General features: G+C 37.1%; 26 protein-coding genes and 1 pseudogene. 26 read left to right on the top strand and 1 reads right to left on the bottom strand.

Features of this window, described 5'->3' with window-relative positions:
* Positions 1 to 282 precede the first annotated feature (282 nt).
* From M1E96_RS22050 to M1E96_RS21925, 26 genes and pseudogenes are all read left to right on the top strand, one after another.
* Positions 283 to 414, top strand: coding sequence for a hypothetical protein (locus M1E96_RS22050; RefSeq protein WP_369427575.1), 132 nt, complete (start codon positions 283 to 285; stop codon positions 412 to 414).
* A gap of 175 nt (positions 415 to 589) precedes the next feature.
* Positions 590 to 895 carry a BrnA antitoxin family protein gene (locus M1E96_RS22045; RefSeq protein WP_369427574.1) on the top strand — a complete coding sequence of 102 codons (306 nt, stop codon included), beginning with the start codon at positions 590 to 592 and terminating at the stop codon, positions 893 to 895.
* A 442-nt stretch (positions 896 to 1,337) separates the two neighbouring features.
* A complete protein-coding gene (locus M1E96_RS22040; protein ID WP_369427572.1) occupies positions 1,338 to 1,700 on the top strand; it encodes a hypothetical protein in 363 nt (120 codons plus the stop codon).
* Between the two features lie 590 nt (positions 1,701 to 2,290).
* On the top strand, positions 2,291 to 2,920 hold the full coding sequence (locus M1E96_RS22035) for a hypothetical protein (RefSeq protein ID WP_369427571.1): 630 nt from the start codon (positions 2,291 to 2,293) through the stop codon (positions 2,918 to 2,920).
* Positions 2,921 to 3,063: 143 nt separating this feature from the next.
* The gene (locus M1E96_RS22030) at positions 3,064 to 4,149 is read left to right on the top strand and encodes an exonuclease SbcCD subunit D (protein WP_369427570.1); all 1,086 of its coding nucleotides are present in this window, start codon (positions 3,064 to 3,066) and stop codon (positions 4,147 to 4,149) included.
* A complete protein-coding gene (locus M1E96_RS22025; RefSeq protein ID WP_369427569.1) occupies positions 4,149 to 6,068 on the top strand; it encodes an AAA family ATPase in 1,920 nt (639 codons plus the stop codon). The genes M1E96_RS22030 and M1E96_RS22025 overlap by 1 nt, the downstream gene beginning before the upstream one ends.
* Positions 6,058 to 6,954 (top strand): hypothetical protein, encoded by an 897-nt coding sequence (locus M1E96_RS22020; protein WP_369427568.1) that lies wholly within the window; start codon positions 6,058 to 6,060, stop codon positions 6,952 to 6,954. Before M1E96_RS22025 ends, M1E96_RS22020 begins: the two co-directional genes overlap by 11 nt.
* A 26-nt stretch (positions 6,955 to 6,980) precedes the next feature.
* Positions 6,981 to 7,553 (top strand): hypothetical protein, encoded by a 573-nt coding sequence (locus tag M1E96_RS22015; RefSeq protein WP_349493650.1) that lies wholly within the window; start codon positions 6,981 to 6,983, stop codon positions 7,551 to 7,553.
* A gap of 452 nt (positions 7,554 to 8,005) precedes the next feature.
* Positions 8,006 to 9,130, top strand: a complete 1,125-nt coding sequence (locus M1E96_RS22010; protein WP_349493649.1) for a thymidylate synthase — start codon at positions 8,006 to 8,008, stop codon at positions 9,128 to 9,130.
* A 13-nt stretch (positions 9,131 to 9,143) separates the two neighbouring features.
* Positions 9,144 to 9,581: a hypothetical protein gene (locus tag M1E96_RS22005; protein WP_349493648.1), complete on the top strand. Its 438-nt coding sequence runs from the start codon at positions 9,144 to 9,146 to the stop codon at positions 9,579 to 9,581.
* Positions 9,578 to 10,060 (top strand): dihydrofolate reductase, encoded by a 483-nt coding sequence (locus M1E96_RS22000; protein ID WP_369427567.1) that lies wholly within the window; start codon positions 9,578 to 9,580, stop codon positions 10,058 to 10,060. Before M1E96_RS22005 ends, M1E96_RS22000 begins: the two co-directional genes overlap by 4 nt.
* A gap of 2 nt (positions 10,061 to 10,062) precedes the next feature.
* Positions 10,063 to 10,716 (top strand): AAA family ATPase, encoded by a 654-nt coding sequence (locus M1E96_RS21995; protein WP_369427566.1) that lies wholly within the window; start codon positions 10,063 to 10,065, stop codon positions 10,714 to 10,716.
* A 60-nt stretch (positions 10,717 to 10,776) separates the two neighbouring features.
* Entirely contained in the window at positions 10,777 to 11,223 is a 447-nt protein-coding gene (locus tag M1E96_RS21990) for a hypothetical protein (RefSeq protein WP_349493645.1), read from the top strand.
* Complete coding sequence (locus M1E96_RS21985; protein WP_349481114.1) at positions 11,220 to 11,771, top strand: 3'-5' exonuclease; 552 nt, start codon at positions 11,220 to 11,222, stop codon at positions 11,769 to 11,771. Before M1E96_RS21990 ends, M1E96_RS21985 begins: the two co-directional genes overlap by 4 nt.
* Positions 11,772 to 11,914: 143 nt before the next feature.
* Positions 11,915 to 12,769 carry a hypothetical protein gene (locus M1E96_RS21980; protein WP_369427565.1) on the top strand — a complete coding sequence of 285 codons (855 nt, stop codon included), beginning with the start codon at positions 11,915 to 11,917 and terminating at the stop codon, positions 12,767 to 12,769.
* Between the two features lie 172 nt (positions 12,770 to 12,941).
* A complete protein-coding gene (locus tag M1E96_RS21975) occupies positions 12,942 to 13,538 on the top strand; it encodes a phage N-6-adenine-methyltransferase (RefSeq protein ID WP_369097427.1) in 597 nt (198 codons plus the stop codon).
* A 130-nt stretch (positions 13,539 to 13,668) separates the two neighbouring features.
* Positions 13,669 to 13,893 carry a hypothetical protein gene (locus M1E96_RS21970; protein WP_349481117.1) on the top strand — a complete coding sequence of 75 codons (225 nt, stop codon included), beginning with the start codon at positions 13,669 to 13,671 and terminating at the stop codon, positions 13,891 to 13,893.
* Positions 13,894 to 14,003: 110 nt separating this feature from the next.
* Positions 14,004 to 14,345: a hypothetical protein gene (locus M1E96_RS21965; RefSeq protein WP_349481118.1), complete on the top strand. Its 342-nt coding sequence runs from the start codon at positions 14,004 to 14,006 to the stop codon at positions 14,343 to 14,345.
* 1,212 nt (positions 14,346 to 15,557) lie between these two features.
* Positions 15,558 to 16,679, top strand: a complete 1,122-nt coding sequence (locus M1E96_RS21960; RefSeq protein WP_369427564.1) for an RNA-guided endonuclease InsQ/TnpB family protein — start codon at positions 15,558 to 15,560, stop codon at positions 16,677 to 16,679.
* A gap of 768 nt (positions 16,680 to 17,447) precedes the next feature.
* On the top strand, positions 17,448 to 17,897 hold the full coding sequence (locus M1E96_RS21955) for a helix-turn-helix domain-containing protein (RefSeq protein WP_369427562.1): 450 nt from the start codon (positions 17,448 to 17,450) through the stop codon (positions 17,895 to 17,897).
* A gap of 216 nt (positions 17,898 to 18,113) precedes the next feature.
* Positions 18,114 to 19,322 (top strand): IS4-like element ISVsa5 family transposase, encoded by a 1,209-nt coding sequence (locus tag M1E96_RS21950; protein ID WP_369426974.1) that lies wholly within the window; start codon positions 18,114 to 18,116, stop codon positions 19,320 to 19,322.
* Positions 19,319 to 20,005 (top strand): annotated as a pseudogene (locus M1E96_RS21945) (IS1 family transposase). Before M1E96_RS21950 ends, M1E96_RS21945 begins: the two are co-directional and overlap by 4 nt.
* Before the next feature lie 492 nt (positions 20,006 to 20,497).
* Positions 20,498 to 21,256: a hypothetical protein gene (locus M1E96_RS21940; protein ID WP_369427561.1), complete on the top strand. Its 759-nt coding sequence runs from the start codon at positions 20,498 to 20,500 to the stop codon at positions 21,254 to 21,256.
* An 88-nt stretch (positions 21,257 to 21,344) separates the two neighbouring features.
* Positions 21,345 to 21,866 carry a CS1 type fimbrial major subunit gene (locus tag M1E96_RS21935; protein ID WP_369427327.1) on the top strand — a complete coding sequence of 174 codons (522 nt, stop codon included), beginning with the start codon at positions 21,345 to 21,347 and terminating at the stop codon, positions 21,864 to 21,866.
* Between the two features lie 76 nt (positions 21,867 to 21,942).
* Entirely contained in the window at positions 21,943 to 24,348 is a 2,406-nt protein-coding gene (locus M1E96_RS21930; protein WP_163761885.1) for a TcfC E-set like domain-containing protein, read from the top strand.
* Positions 24,348 to 25,586 carry a hypothetical protein gene (locus M1E96_RS21925; protein ID WP_369427560.1) on the top strand — a complete coding sequence of 413 codons (1,239 nt, stop codon included), beginning with the start codon at positions 24,348 to 24,350 and terminating at the stop codon, positions 25,584 to 25,586. Before M1E96_RS21930 ends, M1E96_RS21925 begins: the two co-directional genes overlap by 1 nt.
* Positions 25,587 to 25,997: 411 nt before the next feature.
* Here the strand turns inward: M1E96_RS21925 and M1E96_RS21920 are convergent, their stop codons facing one another.
* On the bottom strand, positions 25,998 to 26,207 hold the full coding sequence (locus M1E96_RS21920; protein ID WP_369427559.1) for a helix-turn-helix domain-containing protein: 210 nt from the start codon (positions 26,205 to 26,207) through the stop codon (positions 25,998 to 26,000).
* Positions 26,208 to 26,317: the final 110 nt, after the last annotated feature.

The following is a 26,317-nucleotide window of genomic DNA, read 5'->3' as shown; positions in this document are numbered from 1 at the left end:
TATGTTTACTATTTTCATCAGTCTTAACGCTCATTATAGAGGTCTTTTTTCAACTTATAATGGTCTTTTTACTTTTTATAGTGGTCACGAATAGCGTCTAAAGCCTTGCGGTTCTAGGTGTTGTCAACACGGGGATCTCTTTGATCTTTTATTTGATCTATAAGGAACTTATTATTGGATCTACCCTGTTAATAACGGTAATAACTCCCATTTCATCAATTATTTCATCTCTACTTATGTGATAAATAATGAAAAATAAGTAATTTAATATGGAGAATTGAGATGAAAATCGGTGAACAAGTTGTTGCTTGTATGGGAATACGTAAACACGAAGGCATAAAATGTTTAGCAAAAAACGCCACAAACCCTCGCCCATGCGGGTGGGGAGCAGTCACAGAAGGCGAAAAGCATTAGGTAGACCAAAAGGGTCTAGCGTTAATTCTGATGCTATACAGGAAGCAAAAAAAGCAGGTTTGAGTCAAAGTAAGGTCGCTAAAAGGTTAGGGATCGGAATAGCAACAGTAAAAAGGCATTGGAATATTCATAGTGAGAAAAATTAAGTCAAATTATAAAAATGAGAGGTTAGTGTATGAGCAAAACTATTATTAAACGAGGAGAGCTTCCACCCTTAACTTATACACAAAAATCACGATTAAAACAACTTTCAGAGATAGATGATTCAAGCATTAACACTTCTGAGATCCCTGAATTACCGATTGAACTATGGTCACAAGGTCAAAGAGGGAAGTTTTACAAACCTGTCAAAACCGCTACAACAGTCAGAATTGATAGTGATATTATTGATTGGCTAAAAAGCCAAGGTAAAGGCTATCAAACTAGAATGAATGCCATACTCAGAGATGCAATGTTAAAAGATAAAAAAGGACATTCTTAACGAAAAGTCAGTATAGCGGTAAAAATTCCGCTATACGGTCGTTTAGTGATACTAAATAGGAAATTAGTAAATTGAAAAAACTTTTTAAAATCAATATGCTTAGTTTGTTTTTTTGTTACAGCTAGTGCTGGAGCGGTTACATGGAATGAGTTAGATGATGTAAAAACGATTGATGAGGGAACGCCATTAGAAGGATGTAATGAATATATTGATTGTGCTGTATTAGCAGAAAAAGGACGTTATAGCGTTATTCAAACAAGACCTATGCCTAGAGATTGTGAAGCTGGTGGACTATGGATAGTAAACATTAAAAAGAAGCTGGCTAAGTTTATACCTGACATTTCTAATTGCGATATTGTAACAGATGATTACGAGGTAGATTTAGGGGATTACTCAATAGATATAGCACCTGTTAATGGCTTTGTTTTTATAACAAAAGACTATGGAAAAACTGAAATTAGTATATGACATAAATGCTGAATTTGAATTAACCTCAGAAGAAGCTCACGCTATTCCTGTGATTACTGGGCTTTTAGGCATGACAGCATTAGCTCAAGTTGGAAAAAGCATTGTTAGTAATACATTAAAACTAATTCCAGTTGGTGGTTCTATCGTCGGTGGAGTGGTCTCTGGTGTTACGGCAGCTGCTATAACTAAAGCAGTAGGATATGCATATATTCAGGTTTTAAAAACTCGTTTTAATGAAGAAACAATGAAGGTTGAGCTTCCTGATTCAACAAACTCAATTCTTAATCTATTTAAAACTTATTTACAAAATGAAACAACCCAACCCATTAATTTATAAATGTAATCAATGCAATTGGAAAAAAATAGTATACCCTAAATCTGACAGTTTAATCAGTGGTGTTGATATTTATTCCTATTGTCCTAAATGTGAGAATAAAAACCTAACTGTAAATAAACCTACTATATTTGATCTACTTATCAGTAAATTATGATGAAATATCTCTAGCTATCATCACATTAGATGATAGCTAGAGGTGTCACTAGACAGTTTGTTAGTAGCACAGTAAAGCCCATGTATAAAAAATATAGGTATGTATTTGATATGCAAATAAGTAATTTTGTCAAAAGTGCTAACGTAGATAAATTATTGTCAGTTTACAAAAATGGTTCCTTGGAAAGCTTGTGTTTATGTTTTCATTTTGATGGGGATTTTTTATCAAAAGAGTGGCTTTGTAAGTTCAAAAATCACTATTTAGCAAAAAACGCCGTAAACCCTCGCCCAATGCGGGCGAGGAGCAGTCACACAAACCGGTAATACAATTCCCGATCATCAGAACAATCATCAAAGATAAAAAATAAGGCATTTCGGCACAACGCCTAAAATTTATTATATGCTTGCCTGATAAAATCTTTAAAAGGCAAGCCGTGATGGATGAAATAAAACAAAAACATAAAAGAGTTAGGCGCTTAGAGTCAGGTGTTTATACTATTGAGCCTGAATCAATCAGAGCCAGAAATGATAACCTTTGCCAGATTTGTGCAATAACATCTAACTGCCCTATTCAGATTGCTTTAAATCCCCACCAAACGGATGCAGAAGTAGCGATAAGATCATGTGCTAGGTTTGTTCCATCTTTAACGTTTAGACCGTCCTATCTTGGCTTAGGCTTCGATTATTTTAATACGTTACGTGTAGGTACAACATGGCTTGATAGATTATCAATTGGAAAGGTGATTGCATTAGTTAATCCGAAAGGTGAAATATTGCGATTTGGTAAGGTAGCTAAGGTTGTTGCTGGTAACTTAGATAAAATACTAAAAATACACGCCAAATTTAATCATTTAGCAATGGCAGGTAAAGATATCAAAGAAGTTGAAAGAGTGATTAGAAAATCTTACGGTCACTTTCTCACAAAGGAATCTAAACTAACCGCGATATATATCGAAAAAGTCACAAGAGAAATTGTTGATGATATTGATAATTCGCTAGGAGAGCCGCCTGTTTCAATACAAGACAATAACGTTGTTAACCTATCATGGCATAGAGATAAAAAGTAAAGCATTGGCAGTTATTTTTATGACATAACTGCCGAACCAACCAACCGTACAGATTATGTAATTTAACTTCCTCGCCTTATCAATTCTGTTATCATGCAACTCAATTAATAAGTAAGTAGATACATATTAAAAGGTAAATGATAATGAATAATGTGCTATACGGTCTTATATCAGACACCCATTACCATATATGGGATGCCTTTTCTAAGACTTCTCATGATGGTATGAACTCACGTCTTAAAATTCAATTAGACGCAACTAAAGAAGCCGCTATTGCTGCTAAAAATGCAGGGGCGAAAGCGTTATTTCATGGTGGTGATGTTTTTCATGTTCGCGGATCAATAGCTCCTACCGTTCTTCACTACACTTCTGAGCTTTACGATTGGATCATCAATACACTTGGCTTGGATATGTATATTCTTGCAGGGAATCATGATTTAGAAACAAATGATTCCGTATTTGCCGCAAATGCTTCTGCTTCGTTCACAAAGATAGGTGCTCATATTGTCTGCTCTCAAACACCACAAACGTTTGATATCGACGGTGTTAAGGTTCACATGGTTAGTTGGTACAACGACCACAAATCATTACTCAACACGATTAAAGAGCTGTCCAAAACCCTCGACCCTACAGTGCCAAATGACTTAATCATCCATACGTCAATTAACAAAGCAATACCCGGTATGCCTGATGTCGGCATGGAAGCAGAAGAATTTAAAGGCTTGGGTTTCCGCTATGTTTTCTCCGGTCATTATCACAATCACAAAGAAGTTATACCTGGTGTCATTTCTATAGGTGCTTTGACTCACCAAAATTGGGGTGATATCGGCACAACGGCGGGTTATATGCTTATTCATGAAGATGGAAAGTATAGCCAACACGAAACTAAAGCGCCGAAATTTATTGAAATTGAAGAAGATATGGACGAATCGCTAATCAAAGGCAACTACGTTCGTATTCGCGCTGTCATTGAGGCTGATGAAGACGGCAAGAAAATCGAAGATATGGTGCGCTTATTGGGTGCGACAGGTGTTGCTAGAAACTTTACTAAACGATCCTCTTTGGTTGGTGCTTCTACGGCAACAGCAGGTACAGCGAAGATTGATAGCTTGAAAGAGTCCGTCAGTAATTATTGTTTATTGTTATCAAAAAGCGATCCGTCAATTGATGTAACAAAGTTAACAGCGGCTTGTGAAGATATTTTGTCTCATGCAGAGGGTAAAGAGTAATGAAATTTATCAAAATGACGATCGAAAACTTCATGCGTATTGCAGAGGCGGAAGTTGAATTGAATGATCGCGGATTAATATTAATCCAAGGTAAAAACACTGACGACACTTCGGCTAATAGTAACGGTTCTGGCAAATCAACCTTAATGAATGCGCTTTGTTGGGTCATTTACGGTGAAACAGCTAACGGTTTGAAATCGGATGATGTTTTAAGCACGGGTCATGAATCTAATTGTCGTGTTGCTGTGATTGTCGAAGATGAAGACGGGAAACGTTATTCGGTTATTCGCCACCGCGCTCATAAGACGTACAAAAATCGCCTGATGGTTTCTTGTGAGGATGGTGATCTGACTAAAGGTACTGATAAATTAACCCAAGAATTTATTGAAAAATTAATCGGGTCATCTAAAGACGTTTTCCTTGCATCAATTTACGCCAGCCAAGAAAACATGCCTGATTTGCCGGGAATGACGGATAAAAACTTAAAGGCTATTGTTGAAGAAGCTGCGGGAGTGGACCGACTTACTCATTCTTATGAAATAGCCAGAGATAAGCATAATATTAAATTGGCTGAATGTGATGGTGTCGGTGGCAAAATCACAATTGCTGATCGTGCTTTCATTAGCGCACTCGAAACAGCCGAAGAAACGAAAATGTCTTCTGAGGGTTGGGAAAAAAGCCGAACTGCGCGAATTGAAGAAGCCAAAAAACAAGTTTCCATTGCTGAGGTGGCGTTAACTGAATGTCAAATGGCTAATGATGGTGCGCCAACTGTTGAATCCATTGATGAAAAAATAAAAGCAATACGAGCCGAAATATCGAGTGTTACAGAGCATGATGTCAAAGTCCACGAAGTAGAATCTATTATAGCTAAGGCGAAATCGTCACAAGCAGTCAAACAAAGTGAAGTCGATCGCTTAAAAATCCAAGCTAAAAAGAGCATGGATAATGCAACGGCTGTAAATGCCAAAGTCGGTGTTCCGTGTAGTGAATGTGGTAAACCTTATTGTGAATCAGATTTAGAGACGGTTAAAAAAGGTCATATTGATAAGGCAAGGTCTGATATGACGAAAATCAGTACCGAGCTTTTGCCGGAAATCACGGCTATTTCTGACAAAATTAGTAAAGCTGAACTGTCGTTAAATGCGTTAAAAGCGTCAAGACCTAATGTAGATGCTGAATTAGAAAAGATAGCCGCGTTACAGCGTCAAAGAACGTATGTTGAAAAATCAAAAAACGATGAAATAGCCGCGAATAAGTTATTACATCAGGAAAATGAAAAATTAAAAGCCATTACTGAGGAAACAAACCCATTTGCCGCGCTTATTGAAAAGACAGAAAAGGAAGCCGCGCTCCTAAAAGATAATTTAAAAGTTTTAAAAGAAAATAAGAAAAAATTAGATGAAGAATGCGGTGTGTTAGAACTTGCTAGAAAAGTATTTAGTCCAGCAGGTGTACGTAGCCATATTCTTTCAAATGTTACGCCTTTCTTAAATGCTAAAACTGCGGAATATCTTAATACATTATCTGACGGAACAATTACGGCTGTTTGGTCTACGATGGAAACAACAAAAAAAGGTGAAGTGAAAGATAAATTCAATATCGCTGTTTCCAAAGAGGGAGCGTCTAAGTCATTCGCGGGTCTTTCAGGTGGTGAGAAGCGTAAAGTGAGGATTGCAACGGCATTGGCATTGCAAGATTTGGTCGCAAGTCGCGCTACTAAAAATATTCAATTGTTTATCGGTGATGAAATTGATGACGCGTTGGACGTGGCAGGCTTAGAACGTTTAATGGCAATTCTTGAAGTTAAAGCTAGAGAGCGCGGTACGGTTTTAATCATCTCACACAAAGAAATGAAATCTTGGTTTAGAGAGACAATCACCGTTGAGTCTAAAGGTGGGCGTTCTTATGTTAATTAAAGAAGTTCAGAAATTATCATTACAGCAAGCTATCGTTTCGGCGATAGCAATTTCAGACATTCATAATTTGTCTCTCATTTACACTTCGGTTAATTCAAAAAGTCAGCCGGAAATTTCGATTAGCTCCACTACCGATGAAAACTGGAATGCAGCGAAATTCGGCGGTGAGTTCGCCAAAGAGGATAAAAGCGGCTTAGTTCTGTTAACCGCAGATGAGTGGCATAAAAACAAAGGTAAGTTAATCAAATTGTTTTCAGACAAAACCATTGAATCGGTTGATTCGTGGTTGTCGATGCAAATGTTGAATGGTGTTGAATCATTGACAGTGCGGATTATCCGCACTCATACCGTATTGGGTGCTAAAAGTGATTACATTATCATGCCTAGTGTCTCCGTCATTGATTCAGATTACCTATCAAGAGATAGAAGTATTTTTTTTGATAAAGCTAATCATTATGAATTTAACGAAGCGTTCAACACTTCCGCTTATTTTCACGGCGCAATTAACTCGCTTTATATAAAGCTCTCTGACAGCTTTTTTAAGCCAAGCAATGAAATTACAGCACCAGTAATTAAAAAACGCATCCCTGACGTTACAGCTAACGATTTTTTGATATCTGTGGGTGATTTTAAATATAAATTACAAGTAAGACATTCAAAACCACTAATTCGATCAGATTTAAACGCGATCGCATTGCTTTCTGATGGGTATTTTGTTGGCAAGGCTGATGCGCCGATATCAATGCAATTACTTTCAGATGATTTAGAAGATAAACAGCCTTCAAGTAAAAGACAGGAAAGTGAAGTAATAACAGAACTCAACACAAAGGGCAGCGAGATCGCTATTTCCGTTGATGGGCGTAGTTTTGCGTTTGGTTCATTTTAAGTTAAACACACACAACAGGTTATATTATGAGTAAGATTATTAAGATCGCAGGTTTAGACCCTTCTCTTTCAAATTTCGGGATAGTGTTTGGTGAGTTGGATATTACGACTAATAAAATCGTAAAAATTGAAAGTATGGATTTAGCACAAACAGAAGCGGGTAATAAAAAAACAGTTCGCGTAAACAGTGATGATTTACGTCGTGCGAGTGAGATTTGGAAAAAAGCAAAACCAATTATTGACCAGGCTCAGTTAGTTTTTTGTGAATTACCCGTTGGTAGCCAATCTAGCCGCGCTCAAACTTCATACGGTATCTGTATTGGCGTTTTAGCTTGTATTGATAAACCACTAATTCAAGTGACCCCGATTGAAATTAAACAATATGTCGCTGACAAAAAGACAACCTCGAAAGAAGAAATTATCAATTGGGCTTATGAACTCCATCCCGAAGCGCCTTGGCTAAAACGCAAAGAAAAAGGTGTTGAAAAACTGGTGAATAAAAACGAACACTTAGCCGATGCTATAGCAGCGATTTATACAGGTGTTCAAACCGATCAGTATCGTCAAATTTCTGCTGTAATCTCATGTTTAATAAATTAAATATTGATTTATTAAACGAAAAAGGCTGCGGGAACGCAGCCTTTTCTTTCAAACTAAAACTATCGGCTAACTCTTCATTGAGTCGTCGCAAGGGCGGATGCCGTACCTAACCTCTTGCCATATGCTGACTATAATAACAACTAATCAAAATTTATCAAGTACCAAATTTAAAAGTAGTTATTGGTAGTCTTTATCTCCGGTTAATTTAGGCGATTTTGTAGCCGACTGTGAAGCAATGCAATAAATAAATATTGATATGTATCGATATACATACTATATTTGTTTCGCCTTTTATTGATTTGTATATAGATGTTAAATATCTATAACGTCGATTGTCCAATATTGTAATACATGCTCTTATAGCACACCGTCTGGTGTGCTTTTTTTTTATTTACTACCGTATTAACTTATATAGAATATAGTAAGTAAGTACATAACTACGGTGTTTAAAAATGGCTAATAAAATAGAAAATTATAATTATGCTTCTCTTAATGATTCATCATACCGAGATATTGTTGTTGAAATAGCAGAAAACGGTTATCCGTCAAACAGTGATAGAACAGGTGTGGGTACTGTGGGGATTAGTTTCATTCCGAGTTTCTACACTTTAGATGGTGGTTCAATCCCTATGATATCGGGCAAATCAGTTAATGCTAAACCACTTTGCGTTGAGCTTGAATGGTATTTCAAAGGACTAACCAACGTTAAGTTTTTAAACGAAAACGGGGTCAAAATTTGGGATCAGTGGAGCGACGAAAATGGCGAACTTGGACCCGTTTACGGAAAACAATGGCGTAAATGGCGCGATACCCGCGTTGTCACTACGGCAGAGTATGAGTTAATCAAAAGTCGTGGGTACGTTATTGACGGTGAATTAACTGATGGACGTCTTGCTATCACTCGTGAAATAGACCAATTACAACGTATTGTCGATAATCTAAGAAATGACCCTGAAAATCGCCGCAATATTATGTCTGCATGGAATGTCGGTGAGTTGGAAGATATGAAGCTGCCACCGTGTCATTTTGCATTTGGAGCATGGAGTCGAGAGTTAGATCCAATAAATCGCCTTACCATGGCGTTTAAAATTGGTATTAATCACCTTGAACATAATGTTGAGTCAAAGTATGCCGCATTCGCTTTGGTTGTTAAACCTATCATGGATGAAGCCAACCAAGACGATCACAACCGCTTTATGGACGGGTTAACACATGATTGGTTAGACCATCACAATATACCTCGTCGCATACTTAATACTGGCATGGTTCAGCGTAGCGTTGATACCTTTGTTGGTATGCCTTTCAATATAGCCGGCTATAGCATCATTACGCATTTTTTAGCGCATATCACCGATCACATGGCAGGTAATTTCACTCACTTTGGTTTTGATGTTCACCTATACAACGACCATGAAGACGGCGTGAATACTTATCTTGAACGTGAAGATATTGAAGAAAACAACCCTATTGTTGTGTTCCCTAATTCATGGCGTGAATTGGAAGATTTTAATTGGCAAGGGATCTCGATTTTGGGTTATCAATCCCAACCTTGGATTAAAGTGCCCGTAGCGAAATAAGGATATTTCACACATGCAACCTCTTGTTATTTGCACTATTGATGGTGTTTTGTCTGACAATAACAATCGTCTTAATTTACTGAAAGATGGGAGTTTGTCGGAGTACCACGACAGATTTAAATATGACGATGCAATGATTACAACAATTCGTATGTTAAAAGGCTTTCAGCGTACAGGTTGTGACATTTTAATCACAGACGATAGACCGATTGAGTACATGGAACAAACGGAAAATTGGCTTAAAGAAAATGGTATTTTCTTTGATTACCTGTATTTGCCGAAACCGAAAGAAGTCGGTCGTCATTTCAAACTAAAATCAGTTAAAGATCATATTCGCGAGAATGGCGGTCAAATCATTGCCGTTATTTGTACCGACAGACAAGATGAACACGATTTTAGAAACCATCCTCACCGCCCTATCGTGTATTCATTATCAAGAGGTGCAGTGTGATTTCTCTCATTGCAGCGGTCGCTAAGAACAACGGTATAGGTATCGAAAATACCTTACCGTGGCACTGTCCTCGTGATCTCAAATTGTTCAAACAAAAGACACTTGATGAAATAGTTATCATGGGTAGAAAAACGGCTGAAAGTTTGGGTAAGCCGTTAAAAGACCGTTTTAATTTTGTGTTATCACGCAATCCCCACCTTGAACCTAAAGGCTTTTCTATTATCCGCGATATCGAGGAAGTTAAAGAGCTGGCTAAACTTCATTCTGTTTACATCATTGGCGGCTCTGAGATTTATCGTCAATTTATTGATGTTGCCGATAGAGCTTATATTTCTCATATCGAAACTGATGCTGAAAATGCCGACACGTTTTTCCCTATGGATGAATTGAAAGCAAAATTCTCTCGCAAATTAGTGATTAATTATTTTGACGAATTAGAGAACGAACCTGCTTTTGAACACGTTATGTATTGGAAATAAGAATGAAGACCATTTTTAAACTTGGATTAAGCGGCGCTCAAGGGTCTGGAAAAACGACACTAGCTAAAGCCTTTTCTGAAAGGACGGGGATACCGTATTTCGATGCTGATGTTAGAGGTATCTTGAAGCGAAACGGATTTGATTGTCGCGCTGATATGTCTTTACCGGAATATATCGACATGCAAGAAACGGTGTGTCGAGAGTTGTTCAACAGTTATCCCGATCATAGTTTTATTACTGACAGAACGCCCGTAGATGTCATTTCTTATACGTTAGCGTATATCCCTCCAACAATTAGTTTAGATACTGAACTAGGTCGGAGTGTTGAGTTGTCGGTGATTGATATTGTTACATCTATTCGCCAAGCATTAGATAAACATTTTAGCCATGTAATTTTAATTAGAGGTTCGCTTGTTGGGAGTGACGATAAATCAAGAACGGATAGAGCCTCTACACACCTAGCATACTGCATGAAATTACAAAGTTTGATGGAAGGCGAAATTCGCCGCTGTGTTGATTTCAATTTCTCAACGCCTATTGAATTTCGTGTCATGCCTGAAAACATTAAACAACTCGATAATCGAGTTGAATCGCTGATAGGTGTTTACGAAAAACACATAGACCAATTTGGTTACGAAACTACCACCTCTCACTAAAACTTTAATGCCTGTGTGATTAAAGGAAAATAGTTTAATCACACAACGGAGTAAATAAAAATGACTGACGAAACTACCTATCACGATGATGATGCTTTTTATTTTAGCGAAGAATTAGATCGCAAGGTGTTAGAAGCAATCGAGCAGATTGTGACAAAATTTGAAAAGAAATTACTAACAAGAAGCGAGACTTTTGTTGGGATTAAAGCTGTTTTCGATACTGCTTATGGATTGCTAAGTGCCGACGTATCAGAAACATTAAATACAGTATTAACAGAAATACAAAAATCTGAACAAGCGGACCGATTCCCTATGTTGTTCGCGCACAAAGGGTTGGTTGTTATGATTAAACTTGATCTCTTTTCGTGCAAAATGACGTATTCGGCTATCAAGCCAGATGGTACGAAAATGGATAAAGAAGAAGTGTTCGACAATGAACAAGAAGCCTTAAAAGCAGCTTTAACTAAAGCGGTAACATTTGTCAAAAATGGTGCTAAACAGTTATGAGTTTAATTGTTGTCGGCGTAGATACTGAAACGACAGGTTTAGAGTATGCTGACGGGCATAGAATATTTGAAATTGCACTTTGCGCTCGTGACTTGGTTACGGGTGCAACAATTAAAGATATTAGCTTGCGTTTCAATCCTAAGCGGGAAATTTCAGCAAAAGCGTATGAAATAACAGGCGTAAAATTGTCGGATTTAGTTGCAGAGCCTTTGTTTGAAAGTAAAGCCGCTTCAATAGCAACAATATTAAACAACGCCACCGCTATTGTTGCTCATAATGGCTTGGGCTTTGATAAACCGTTCATAGAACACGAATTAAGTCTTTGCGGGTTATCGCTCCGGCAAGATCTTGTTTGGTTCGATACAATGTTACATGGTTTGTGGGCGACTCAAGACGGTAAAAGACCCACATTGAGAGAACTTGCATTCGCATTGGGCTATGAGTATGACGAAGAAAAGGCTCATGGTGCTTTATATGACACGCAACTCATGATGGATTGCTTTTTTACAGCTCGGCAAAAATACGGTTTCTTTCAATTGCCTGATTAATACCATGGTGGTGTATTTAAATGCACCACCTCTCAAATCACCACTCACCTACTATATTCACTTTCTCGCCTATTTCAGTCATTCATAATGTATTCATCAAACGCAAACAGCGTTATTCACAAATTCAAAACAGGAAAATACAAATGAATACAGCAATAGAAATAACTGCTACTAATGAACTTTCTTTAGATGATTTATTGTCTGCTTTAGATCCCCAAAGCAGTGATGTTGTCGAAGACAAAAAGATAAAGTCTGAACCTATTGTGATTGATGCTATGTCTGAGTTAGATAAACTTGCGGCAGAATTAAATACGCTTGATTCGCTTGATTCGCTTGATTTGTCGGCAGAGCCAACCAAAGACGATAATAGTGTTTTAGTTGTTGCACCTAATAACGTTGTTGATGAAGATTTAGGATCGGTGCTGTCTCAATTGTCTGAACAATTTGAAGACGAAAAGCCAAACATCGAGGCTATCAAACCTGCTGAGGTTATTGAAGTTGAGGAAGAAACTTCGGCAAAAATTGAAACCGTCGAGGCGGCTAAACCTGTTTCAGAAGAAGCGCCTAAGCCAAAGAAAGCCACAAGTACAGAGCCTAAAACTCGTTTAGATATTAACGCCCTGACAAAATCAGATTGTGAAAAGCTCGGTGTTGATAAAAGCGTTTTATTGGCTAACTATGAATTATGCCCTAAAAAAGCGAAAGAGAAAGTGTTGAATATTATTCAATGGGCGTTAAAAGGGGTTGAGTTATCTATCTATACTCAATTATGTTTTGAATGTCTTATCAATAACAACACCGCAACGTCTGAAATGATGCGTATTAATATGATGAGCAATCCTACGCGACCTTATCCTTCTGAGACAGCAGGTACACAGGCAGGTCAGTTAATGGCAACTTTTCCAGCAATGAAAATCGCCGATCGCGTCGGCAAAAATATTACAATCATTCCTACCAGTCCTTTAGTTGAATTGTTTAAAAAACACTACGCTAAATAAGCAGCCAGTACATCAGGGAACGTATTTTAATAGTTACGCAATACGTTTCCTTATCTTTTCCTTTAAATGGCTTCAAAATCGTTTTGGGAGCGTTTTAAATTATAAAACAGCACTTGAAGATAATTATCCGTGAGATATCATCGTTATTTTGATTGTAGGTATTTAAATACACATGGGAGCTAAAACAACTGCTACTTCAAGAAAAAGAGATTTGACGCTTAAAGATTTATGGCGGACGCCTAAATGGTGTGTTGTAGCAATAGAAATCATATTATCCCTTAAATTTCAGGTTGATGTCGCATGTAATAAAGATAATGCATTATTTGAAAACTTTATTGGGGTAGAGAAAAACGCGCTTGTTAGTGATTGGGGTTTGCCTGGTACAGTTGCATATCTGAATCCACCTTACTCAAAAATTGAGCCTTGGATTGATGCTGCAATCAATCAACAAAGTAAGGGGGTGACTACGGTAATGTTAATACCACAGTCTATTGATACTCGGTGGTACTTGAAAGCAAGAGAATGGGCTAACGAGGTTGTGTTTATCATAGGCGGTCGAATTGCGTTTCTTGAGCCAGATGTCAATTTAGGCATGAAAGAAAGCCGCATGAATACAGGCGGCAGCATGTTAGTTATCTTTCGAGGTTTCGCTGGTGGAGTTGGGTGTATTAGCCGCGAAGTAGAGATATCTACGATGAAAAAAATAGGGGGATATATTAAGCCGCCAAGAGCTAAACCAAAACGTAAAAAGAAAGAAATTGAAGCATAAATGAAAGCCGTGCTCCCATAATATATTTATTAATTTCTTATGAGTTTTCTATTAAAGATCTTTATAAATACTATGGGAGCACGGCATTAAAAGTAATGGTTTTATCAGATAATCCACGGAGAAAAATTTAATGTCTGAACCTGTTAATGTGGTCGCTTTTATCGAAACCGAATTTACAGAGCATGTGCGAGAACGCCTCAATGATAAGGCTAAAAGTTTTGAGCTCGCGGAATGGGCTTTTCGTTGTATTGAAACAGGCGAACACAAAGATAACATGCGGCAAATGGTCGGTGTGTTGATCAATGAGGTGTTTGCTCAACGAAACATGCTTGATGGTATGGAACTGGATCGGTAATGGTTCTTTTGGTGCGTAGAATAGACTCTACGCTTTATTTTTAAACAATGAGTACAAGATGAATATTGTATTAAAAACGTCTTACAGAGTTTTTGGTTGGCGAGGTGTCTATGCGAATACATTTAAGTAAATATGACGGTGAAAGATTGCGGTTTGTTGGAGTGGTTACTCGACATGGCAGTAAGAAAAAAGGTTACAAAGATTTAACATTACCAACGCTACTGCTTTCACCTGTAGAAACATTGTCAGGCGAATTTGTTGCCGATCATCTTTGGATGAATGTTACCAAACATCTACAAGATGCTAGGGTTGGAGATACGGTTGAATTTGATGCTAGGGTTGGCATGTACGAAAAAGGATATAAGGGTAAAAGGAATGGGATTAATAAGCCAATTAGCAAAGATTATCGCCTCGAAAGACCAACCAAGATAGTTCTGCATAAAAAAATATAACTGATTAACTTTGTTATTTTAATTTCAAACTGGGTCGAAGATTTTGATCCAGTTTTTGCTTTAAAGAATTTTAGGCAAAATTGTCTTATTGACCTTGGGTGGCATAGTATCGTGGAGGACACTAGGGCATTAATCTTTTCATTACCTATTTATTTATAATCATTAAAATAAGATGAAAAGAAACCACAAAATCATAATAAAATTCAAGACACGGTATGCAGAACCTTATATGGGAAAGGTCAACCCGGCATCCAAGCGGCTTTTACGACATTGATCGTAATGTGCGGTATTGTTTACACATTAGCCTTACTAGCTTGGGTAGTTATCGCATCGTACACGGTACGGTTGAAAAAATTGCCACCATCACCTGCTTTATCCTCGGTCGAAAGTTATCGCCTTGAAAGTTTCCGCAATTGTCACTGATCTTATGCACTGTTTGTTTGTTTTCAGGGGAGGAAGTGCAAATACCTAACCATCGTTGCCATTTTTCTGAATAACATGCGGTCTTTATTCAGTCATAGGGCAACTATCAGCAAGAAGATGATAGATACATATTGGTAGGTATACAATAAGTAAATACATACTTTTTTGTTGGATGTTTACTTAGTGTTCATATTGATTACCTAATGCGAACGTTTACTATTGATGTATTAAATTTAAAGGGTATACATAGTGATAGTTGCGACAGCTGATCATGGATTAAACAAATGGTTAATTGTATTCGGTATGCTAAATTCAAGAAGAAGAATATTATTAACGAATGGGATCGTGAAGTAAAATAATGTTATAGGTAATTAAATACCTATTGCCTTTGGTTGTTTAATAGTGCATATTAACAAAGTCTAAGGAAAGACATAAACAACGTAGGTTGTTTTACTCAGGATGAGTAAAAAGAGGCTGTAGAGTCTGGAGATAGTCCCCGACTCTCACCTCACCTGTTTACGGGTTACATTACGACTGTATTTGTTCCTAGAAACCCTACTCTGTCACAGTAGGGTTTTGTCTTTCTGGTGATAACTATATGTTTTTAAATTTAATTAAATCTATTTTAGGTATGAAAAAAAACGCCTAAAAATATGCCAAAACGTGTTCATACAGTCAGAGGCTTATCAATTTGCGCGTAAGACCTCGCCCAATCGGGCGGGGATATAAGCGCGGTAACTGCGTAACACTCCTTGACGATTTTACATAATTCGCAGTAAAATGTAAGGAATGAAGCGCGCATATAAATACAGATTCTATCCAACACCCGAGCAGGTTGAGCTTTTGGCTCAAACGTTCGGCTGTGTGCGTTTCGTCTATAACAGCATCTTGCGCTGGCGCACTGACGCTTACTATGACCGACAAGAGAAGATCGGCTATACGCAAGCCAACGCACGATTAACAGCCTTAAAAAAAGAGCCGGATTTTGTATGGCTCAATGACGTCTCCAGCGTCCCGCTACAGCAAGCACTACGCCACCAACAAACCGCCTTTTCAAACTTCTTTGCGGGTCGGGCAAAATACCCAACTTTCAAGAGTAAGCGTCATAAACAGGCGGCTACGCTCACCGATGCCGCGTTTAAATACCGTGACGGCAAGCTATACATGGCAAAGAGCAAAACACCTTTAGACGTGCGTTGGAGTCGTGAGTTACCCTCAACACCTTCAACGATTACCATTTCAAAAGATGCATCAGGACGATATTTCGTGTCCTGCTTGTGTGAATTTGAATCAAAACCACTGCCTATCTCTGTAAAAACGGTAGGCATTGATGTTGGTTTAACAGATTTGTTCGTCACAGATACCGGATTCAAAACCGGCAATCCCCGTCACACTGCGAAATATGCAAAACGTTTAGCCCTGCTACAGCGCCGTTTGAGCAAGAAACAAAAAGGCTCAAAGAACCGTGCCAAAGCCCGCGCCAAAGTAGCCCGCATCCACGCGAAAATTGCTGATTGCCGTCTGGATAACTTGCACAAGCTATCCCGCAAACTCATTAACGATAACCAAGTTGTTTGCGTCGAATCTCTGAAAGTGAAGAACATGATCCGCAATCCGAAGCTATCCAAAGCGATAGCAGACGCAAGCTGGGGCGAATTTGTTCGCCAATTACAGTACAAGGCGGAATGGTCGGGGCGATCAGTGATTGCCATTGACCAGTTTTTCCCGTCCTCAAAACGCTGTAGCGGTTGCGGCTATACCATGTCAAAAATGGCGCTTAACGTTCGTTCGTGGATCTGCCCTGAATGCGGGGCTAACCATGATCGTGATGTAAACGCTGCGAAGAATATAAAAGCGGTCGGGCTGACCGCGTTAGCCCACGGAGCGACTGTAAACCCTAAAGCCGCTTAATGTGGCTTAGGTAGGTTGCGTTGAAGTGGGAATCCTCGCCCTTTAGGGCGGGGAGCAGTCAAACGGATAGGAAGATATATATTAATAGGCTGATAGCTGGAAAACTAAACTGCAAATTTGTTAGCTAGGTTTTTTTAAGAGACCGATAATAAATGAGTTATTTTGTTTTTTGTTGATAATTGTATGTTGATTAAAGTTTTTTCCCGTACACAGTCATGCAAAAATGCTTGTTACTTAAAGAAACAAAAATTGTTCTTTACGATGTGGGAGTATAGATAGATTAAAATTGATTTACTGATGATATTACAGATCCGGGTGACTGCCCCCCGCCCTGTCGGGCGAGGGTTTACGGCGTTTTTTGCTAATATCAACACATCGACAAAACATAGTGACACAAAACATCACGATTCATGAAAATAAGCACGTTATGCGCTTTTGTGGATTCATATATGTGTAAATATGTAAATATGTAAATAATAGAATTTATATTTAATTATATAGTCATAAATTGGTTTTTATAGATAAAAGCGCTAGCTAAATAAGATTATCATAATTGGAGTTTATTTTAACTTGCTGTTTTCGTTTATTATTATTTACTAAGGTAACCTTATATATGTGTGAATTACACGATAAATGATATTTTTAACAGAGTGACGGTGTTTGATTTTGCTTGTTTATCCGAATAAACTTATTGGCATTGGCAACGCACCAACAACAAATAGATTTATTTTGTTGCGTTTATATTATTCTAAATAGGCGATGGAAAACATGAGTAAACGTGCGGAAAATTATCATTTTATCGCGGAAGATGCCCAAGTTATCTCGGAAGATGCACAAGCCCAAGGTAGACAAGCAGAGTCAACGCTAAACAAGGATGCTCTCCCGAGGAATTCCTTAACATTGGCTGTTGGCAAGCAAATTTCTGTCATTCGTAAAATGAGAGGTATGACGGGGCGAGAATTAGGGAAGAAATTAAACGTTTCTCAACAACAAATATCACGCTATGAGCGCGGGATTTGCCAAATTGATGTTGCGACCTTAATTCATATGCTCTATATATTAGAAATATCGATTGACCATTTCTTTACTAATGTGTCATTACGACTTAGTGAATTATCACCCGAGGCTTACACTGTGTATCATTCATTGTTCTTTCCCGTCATTAATGTCTCGAATAAAGATTATATTTTAATGAGGTCATCAGGAGAATTTATTTAACATCCATCATCACAATAAAATACGTTTTATTTTACGGTGACGATTATGTTTGTCATTGTGTAGTATTCGTGCGTGTATTCATCGTAGTGATATGAATAAAGGCTCTGTTCTGATGAATCCCCTAATGATTTTGGTAAAAATCATTAAGTTAAGGTGGATACACATCTTGTCATATGATCAAATGGTTTCGCGAAAAATCAATAATCAGACAACAAGATGTGCGAACTCGATATTTTACACGACTCTCTTTACCAATTCTGCCCCGAATTACACTTAAAACGACTCAACAGCTTAACGTTGGCTTGCCACGCATTACTTGACTGTAAAACTCTCACTCTTACCGAACTTGGCCGTAACCTGCCAACCAAAGCGAGAACAAAACATAACATCAAACGAATCGACCGATTGTTAGGTAATCGTCACCTCCACAAAGAGCGACTCGCTGTATACCGTTGGCATGCTAGCTTTATCTGTTCGGGCAATACGATGCCCATTGTACTTGTTGACTGGTCTGATATTCGTGAGCAAAAACGACTTATGGTATTGCGAGCTTCAGTCGCACTACACGGTCGTTCTGTTACTCTTTATGAGAAAGCGTTCCCGCTTTCAGAGCAATGTTCAAAGAAAGCTCATGACCAATTTCTAGCCGACCTTGCGAGCATTCTACCGAGTAACACCACACCGCTCATTGTCAGTGATGCTGGCTTTAAAGTGCCATGGTATAAATCCGTTGAGAAGCTGGGTTGGTACTGGTTAAGTCGAGTAAGAGGAAAAGTACAATATGCAGACCTAGGAGCGGAAAACTGGAAACCTATCAGCAGCTTACATGATATGTCATCTAGTCACTCAAAGACTTTAGGCTATAAGAGGCTGACTAAAAGCAATCCAATCTCATGCCAAATTCTATTGTATAAATCTCGCTCTAAAGGCCGAAAAAATCAGCGCTCGACACGGACTCATTGTCACCACCCGTCACCTAAAATCTACTCAGCGTCGGCAAAGGAGCCATGGATTCTAGCAACTAACTTACCTGTTGAAATTCGAACACCCAAACAACTTGTTAATATCTATTCGAAGCGAATGCAGATTGAAGAAACCTTCCGAGACTTGAAAAGTCCTGCCTACGGACTAGGCCTACGCCATAGCCGAACGAGCAGCTCAGAGCGTTTTGATATCATGCTGCTAATCGCCCTGATGCTTCAACTAACATGTTGGCTTGCGGGCGTTCATGCTCAGAAACAAGGTTGGGACAAGCACTTCCAGGCTAACACAGTCAGAAATCGAAACGTACTCTCAACAGTTCGCTTAGGCATGGAAGTTTTGCGGCATTCTGGCTACACAATAACAAGGGAAGACTTACTCGTGGCTGCAACCCTGCTTACTCAAAATCTATTCAAACATGGTTACGCTTTGGGGAAATTATGAGGGGATCTCTCAGTGTAAAGTACCCATTTTGTCTACAAACTTCCTCAGTGAAAAAACATGGACTAGGGAGTACTGGCTACCAACGTTATTGTTGCCAAGATTGCTGCCGAAGCTTCCAACTCGATTATGAATATCGAGCTTGCCAACCCGGAACTAAAAATAAAACTATCGACCTCACGATGAATAATGCCGGTATTCGTGACACCGCTATAGCCCTTCATATCAGCATTAATGCCGTTGTTCGTACTTAAAAAACTCTCGCCGAGGCAGGTAACCTCTTTACCCCTTGATAATTTACACATTGAACACCTTTGCGAAGTTGATGAACAGTGGTCTTTTAGCAACAACGTTGGCTCTGGTATGTCTGGGAACCTCGCCTAAAAGGGATTATTGCTCATACTATAGCTCGTCGAAACAAGAGACCACTTCGCCAGTTACTGGCTTTGCTGTCTAGGTTTAATGTGGCTTTTTGGTGCACGGATAAGTTCAGTGCTTATGAGATATTACCCAAACAAAAGCATGTGGCAAGTAAGTTTTATATCCAACGAATAGAAAGAGAGAATTTGAACTTGTGAAATAGCTTAAAGCGACTTAACCGTAAGACATTAGGTTACTCGAAGTCACTTGAAATGCATGACAAAATCATCGGGACATTCATTGAACGTGAACACTATCTATTATGACCATCTCCATATTGAATACACGACCGTAAATCAACAGAGAAAAACCACTTGTCATTTAAATGCAGCGGGTAATGATTTTTGAGCTGTTATTTGTGCTAGTTGATTGTGAATGCGTCTCATTATGAGCGTAGTTAATACTTTTAATCGTTATTTTTTACGTCATTTCGCCATTTCAATTATGTATTTTATGTTTCAATATGTTTCTTTATGTAATTTTACTGCGCGATAAAAGTAATGTATGACATTATTATTTACAATAACACATCTAAAGGTTTTTTATATTAATTTTTTTTTTTTCATATTGTTAGGGGGCATTTTTTGCTTTTTTGCTTTTTTGTTATGCCTTTTTTATTGCTCATAACTATCGTTTTTTTGTTTTTGATAGATTAAAACCATTTTACTTCTTTTCGAAATAATTAATAATTCGCTACCCAAGTAATTCTACAAATACACAATAATTTATTCTAATTGAACTTTAGGAATCCCTATAATATGAAAAAAACAAAAAACACTATTACATTTTTTTTGTGTTTTATATGCGGGATGTTAATTTCATCTTATTCATTATCATCACCAGTTATTGGTATTGGTAGTATGTATGATATACTTAATCCTGATTCTAAAAATATAACTAAGCGAGTTTATAATACAGGAACATCTACTGCATTTGTTAGGGTTGATGTTCTTGAAATTACACCTGGAGATAAAGGAATTTCTATTGAATCATCACAAAAAACGATTAATGGAAATAAATTAGAAAAAGATAGATTAATTGTATCTCCTTTAAGGTTGATTATACCTCCATCTGGATTTCAATCTGTTAGAATGATTTGGCCTGGAGAAAGAGAAAAAGAACGCTATTTTAGAGTTCGATTTACTCCTGTCCTTCCTCAGGAAAATGATGGGTTTGAAATGAATAAAGATGCAATTGAAAAATATAAAAAAGAAGCATTAGATGTTGGAGTAAATGTTTTAACAGGCTATGGAAGTATTGTGATAGTTCAGCCCAGAGATCCTATTTTTAATACTGTTATTAATAAAAGTAATGGTCATATTAAAGTGATAAATGATGGTAATGCTACTATTGTTTTAGAAGATATTCGGTATTGTAACTTGAATTCTATTGATTGTGATATATCAACTCGACAATTCATTTTACCTGGAAAAACCTTCAATTTAGAAAATAAATCAGAAAGTAAGATTAGTTTTACCTTAGTTGAAGGTAGTAAAAAGAAATTACTAAATTATTAATATCATCAAATAGGTTTAATCTTTGAAATTTATAATTTAGTTATAATGTTGTTTATATGTTGTTTATATTTTATATAAGGTTATTTAAATGTTAAAAAAATCATTGATGGTTACTTTGTTATCTGGTGCTACTTTTGCTTCTATGTTTGCAAATGCAGCCGATGAGCAAAGCTATACGATTGAATTATCAGCGACAATCCCAGCTGAGACTTTTCAGGTTATCCCTGTTGAGAGTGGTTGGATTAATCAAACTCAAGAAATGGTTTATGATTTAGGTACCAAGAAATTGCAAGCTTTTTCAAAGCAATTTCAATACAAAAATACATCTGGTGGTATTCAGGCAACATTAACTAATACAGATGCAAAGGGTGATCCTCTTTTATCTAATGGGTCAGAGATTATTCCATTAGCTGTGACATTTAATGGTGTTAAATTAAGTAATGAAGCCGTGACTGTTGTTGCTGCAGATCAAGCAAAAGCAGGTGGTCGTACTGACCTTCGTATTACTCAAAAAGAGAATAAGGAGTTAACGGAAGCAGGTTCATTTACAGGGCAAGTTTCTATGGTCTTTGAACCCGCTTTAGTTGTCACACCGCCATCAGATAATTAATTTTTAAAATCAACTGATGCTTTTTATTTAATAATGCCTGCCATTTATATGGCAGGCATGTACGGATAATTCCCTGATGAAAGTATTACTCCCTTTACTTCTTATTCCTAGTATTGCTATTGGTTCAGACATTCTTTTAGCGAATAATTCTATAAAAATACCTAATGACTTTAGAAATTATTTTTATAACTCTGAAGTTATGGTTCAAGTTTATCTTAATGACCTACCATTATTTGATGGTTCATTTTTGCTTAACGAAGATGGAGAGATCAGTCTTATTCAAATTTTTGATGAGGAAAACTCTTTCGACCAAGCTGTTAAAGATGAATGGAAAATAGCCTTAACTAAAGGTATATCTTTAGGTGAGTGCAATAAAAATTGTCCAAATGGATTAATGTCGGCAGATTATCGTTTAGATACATCTGCGTTAAAGTTATATACATCAAAATATGAGATACAAAAGACTAACAATGCTTATATCTCGTTACCTCAAACTGTATCAAATGGCGTTATTATGCATAATAATGTATCTGCTGTTTCAACAGGTGATTCTCATGCATGGAATTTGAATTCTTCTGTTGTTTCATCTTTATTAGGTTGGACACAGAAAGTATCATTCCAAACGTATAGTTCAAGTCAAAGAAATCAATCTCAAGAAACTAATATCTATGAGCTTTATACTCAAAAAGAGTTACAAGGTGATTTTTTTAGATTTGGGCTATTTTCTCCTGATAGTGATAAAGGAAATGTAGAAACAAATGGATTTAGCACTGGTTCTGTTACGGGAGTTATGTGGGGAACATCAAATACTTTACTTGTAAATGAGGAAAGCGTTAGTGCGTCTCCTATTTATGTTACGGCAGCAAACCCTGCTGTTGCTGAAATTTGGCGTGATGGCAAGCTTATTTATTCACAGCAGCTTCAATCGGGAGTTCAAGCATTAGATACTCGACGTTTGCCTAGCGGCATTTATGACATCACGATTAATATTTTGGAAAATGGGAAAATTGTAGATACACAACTATCACAGATATACAAACCATTAGGTTGGCGAAATCCAACTCAAAAGTGGCGAGTTAATGTATGGGGAGGAATAAAGCAGGACCTAACATTTGGTGATCATAAAAAGCAAGATAATGATTCTTCTATTATGGGGGGAGGGGCAGTTGATTATCTTTTAACTCCTAGAGTTGTACTAGGTAGTAGTATACAAAAAACAAAACTTGAAAACCAAATTAGTGCTCGGACCGATATCAATATATCGCCAAATAATAGTTTTTATGGTCAATATATTATCAGAGATGGCGAACGTCAAAAGAATCAAAGTATAGATCTTCGTTATTATCGAAATCTGTTCGCAGGAGGTTCGATGAGTTCTTTTTGGCGACATACATCTAATGATTCAAACAATCAGTTCAGATCTGATCGTTACGTTGGCAATACATGGGGGACTTCCTTATATACTAAATTACCATGGTCAAGTTCATTGACATTAAATGGACAGTATACAAAAAGCTCTTCAAGAGAAGGATTTGGTATTGATGCTGCAATAAATAAAAATACAACCTTAGCAGATAGAAATGTGAGTTTTCGGTTGAGTGCTTATGATAGACCTGGTTTTAATCAAGAGAAAAGAGAGCAAGGCATCACGATAGGGGTAAGCTTTTCTTTAGCTCCTCGAGAATCACAGATCTTATCTATGAATATTGGAATGAACGATAAAAATAATTATTCAAGCCTAGATTATCAATGGAAGCCACAAGATAACAACAATTTTAAATGGTTGGGGGCGGGGGTTTCTGAAAATGCAGGGCGCGTATCAATTAATGGGAATGGTGCGATAGAAACTCGTTCTCTTAGTAGTGACTTTTATACTCAGCATAATATACAAGAACATAGTACTACATCTGGGATTAACTTAAGCCAGACTCTTGCTTTTGGAGGCGGTAAAATTGCTATAGATAGCGGTTCTAATGGTGTGGGAATGGATTCTGCATTTATTGTTGACTTAGAGTCTGATAATCCCAGTTTAAATATAATGGCATCAGATAGTCTCACTGATACCAAATTATATCCGGGGAGAAATGTTATACCCGCAGCCTTATGGAAAAAAGAAAGTATTCAGTTTTATAGTGCAGGAAATAGTAATGCGAAGGTTTTTCCTAGTAGTGAATATGTACAAATGAATCGAGGTAGTGTGAAGTATTTAAAATTAAAAGCAGTTAAAGCAACAGTACTCATCGGTGTTTTACAAGATAGCCATGGTCAAATATTAAAACATCGCCAAGTCGATAGTGATATAGCGCGTGGTGTAATTAATGCAGATGGAGTTCTAACATTGGAAATGGGAGAAAATAATAAAACACTAACGGTGTTAGATAAGGATTTATCACCTACATTATCTTGCACTCTTCCTGAGGAACCGTCTAATAATGTTCAGTTTTATTCGACTATTCATTGTCAACCTATTGGAGGAGCATAATGCATTATCCTTATTATATACTAGGACTATTTTTGTTGATAAGCAGCTTTATTGCTCCGTCCGCAACTATTGACTTAATCGCAAAAATTGAGCCGAGCATTAACAATGATACTGTTGTATTTACTAATATGACCCCTCAGGAGGGATACTGTAATTCATGGCCACAACAATGCCCTTCAGAAATCAGTATTAATTTACCGTTATCTACAAAAATTTCGTACCCGATAAAGGCGAACAATGAACCACGGCAAGGAGCATACTTTAATTTTCCAAAAACAGAGAAAATTATTACTGTTAGAAATCATAGTACTGGAGAACCGTTTGATGTCAAATTTAGAATAACAAATTTTTCTGCGCGATATGAACGTAACATAGAATCACAAAAGTGGATTGGTGGTTCCTTTGTGTATACTCCTGATGGACAGGGGTGTGGGTATGGCGGAGTTGGTTGGGGTAATTCGGGTTATTATGAGTTTATGTGGAAAACTCTCGATAATACTAATCCATGTTATAAAATTAGCACAATAGACAGAGATGAACCAGCACTCTTTCGCCAGATGAGCATCGGCTATTCATTAAAAGCCAAAGATTCTCTTTTAACTGTTGGTTCTGGTATATATGAGGGTAAAATTTCTTTTAGCGTTGGACCCGGTGGTGATTTTGATTTTGGTGATAATTATCTGGCCAGTGATGGAATTGTTGATATTAATCTTAGACTCATAGTTAATCATGACTTAATTGTCAAAACATCTCCTGATGATCGTATTCTAGCATTGGAACCCTGCAAAAATGGTAAAGTATGTACACAAGAGCAAGGAAGAAATAACTGGGAGCGTTGGATGGTTAGTAGGATCACACCTGAAATGACAGCTAAAAGTAATTTTCAATTATCCTCTAGTGGCGCTTTTACTGTTTATTTGCAATGTGAGTATGAGATAGGTGAGAATTGTGCATTGAAAAGTGATAAAAATGAACAGCTTGTACCTATTCAATCTTATTTAACATTGCCTGATAATATTATTAGCCAACAAACAAATAATCGTGTGATTCATGCTCCTATGTCTATTCAAAAAGATAATTCGAATATCTTTATATCACAACATGTAGGGAGTAATCGTAACGGTAGTATTGATTTTTTAATTAATCAGCGAAATGTCGATACAATGTTAATGACTCGACCTGATACATATCGAGGGGTTGTTACTGTTATTTTCGATCCCAATATTTATGGGCTATAAAGATATTTTTATTTTTAACAGATGGTCACTTTATATTATTTTATAAAGTGACCATTTTTTATATTTTATCGAAAAAATCTATAGGGAAAACATACAACTCTCTAAAATATATAATTACAGTATCTATATCAATGTGATTAACGCTTTTTTATATTGATTAATTGCTGTGGTTTTTTTGATGACTTCAGACAACTCTTTAGTAGTTAAACCTGCTTTTTCTCTAAGCTTTTTAAGTTCATTAGATATTAAAATTGAAAAGTCGATGTTTTATTTCATTCAATCTCCTTAGTAAAATATAGGATAGTAATTTTTACTTTTAAAAAAAAGTGTTCTTGTTCTGTAGTAAGTAATAATTTTTTCAATATTTTAGGGTTTGAACCATGCTCTTCTTGGATTATGGATATAATCCCATTAATAAAATCTAAAAAAAGAAATTTTTAATGCGGCACAGATTTCAAATAAAAAATCAATTGTGAAATTTACTGTTCCTCGCTCATAGCGAGATATTTGCTGTTGAGATATATAGAGGAGATTGGCTAATTTCTTTCCAGATAGTCCTCTTTCCTTTCTTAGTCGTTTTATCTCTAAACCGCAGTAATATGATAATAGATTGTTCATCATATAAATTACACCTTAAATGTGATGTGTAAATTATATAATTATATATGGCGGATTCAAGTCCGAAGTGCAACGCTAAGCCGCCTTTCTTAGCTCCGCAAACACCACCGAAG

This window comes from Providencia sp. PROV236, from assembly GCF_033676985.1.
Taxonomy (GTDB): domain Bacteria; phylum Pseudomonadota; class Gammaproteobacteria; order Enterobacterales; family Enterobacteriaceae; genus Providencia; species Providencia manganoxydans.
This window is presented reverse-complemented; position numbering and strand designations above follow the sequence as displayed.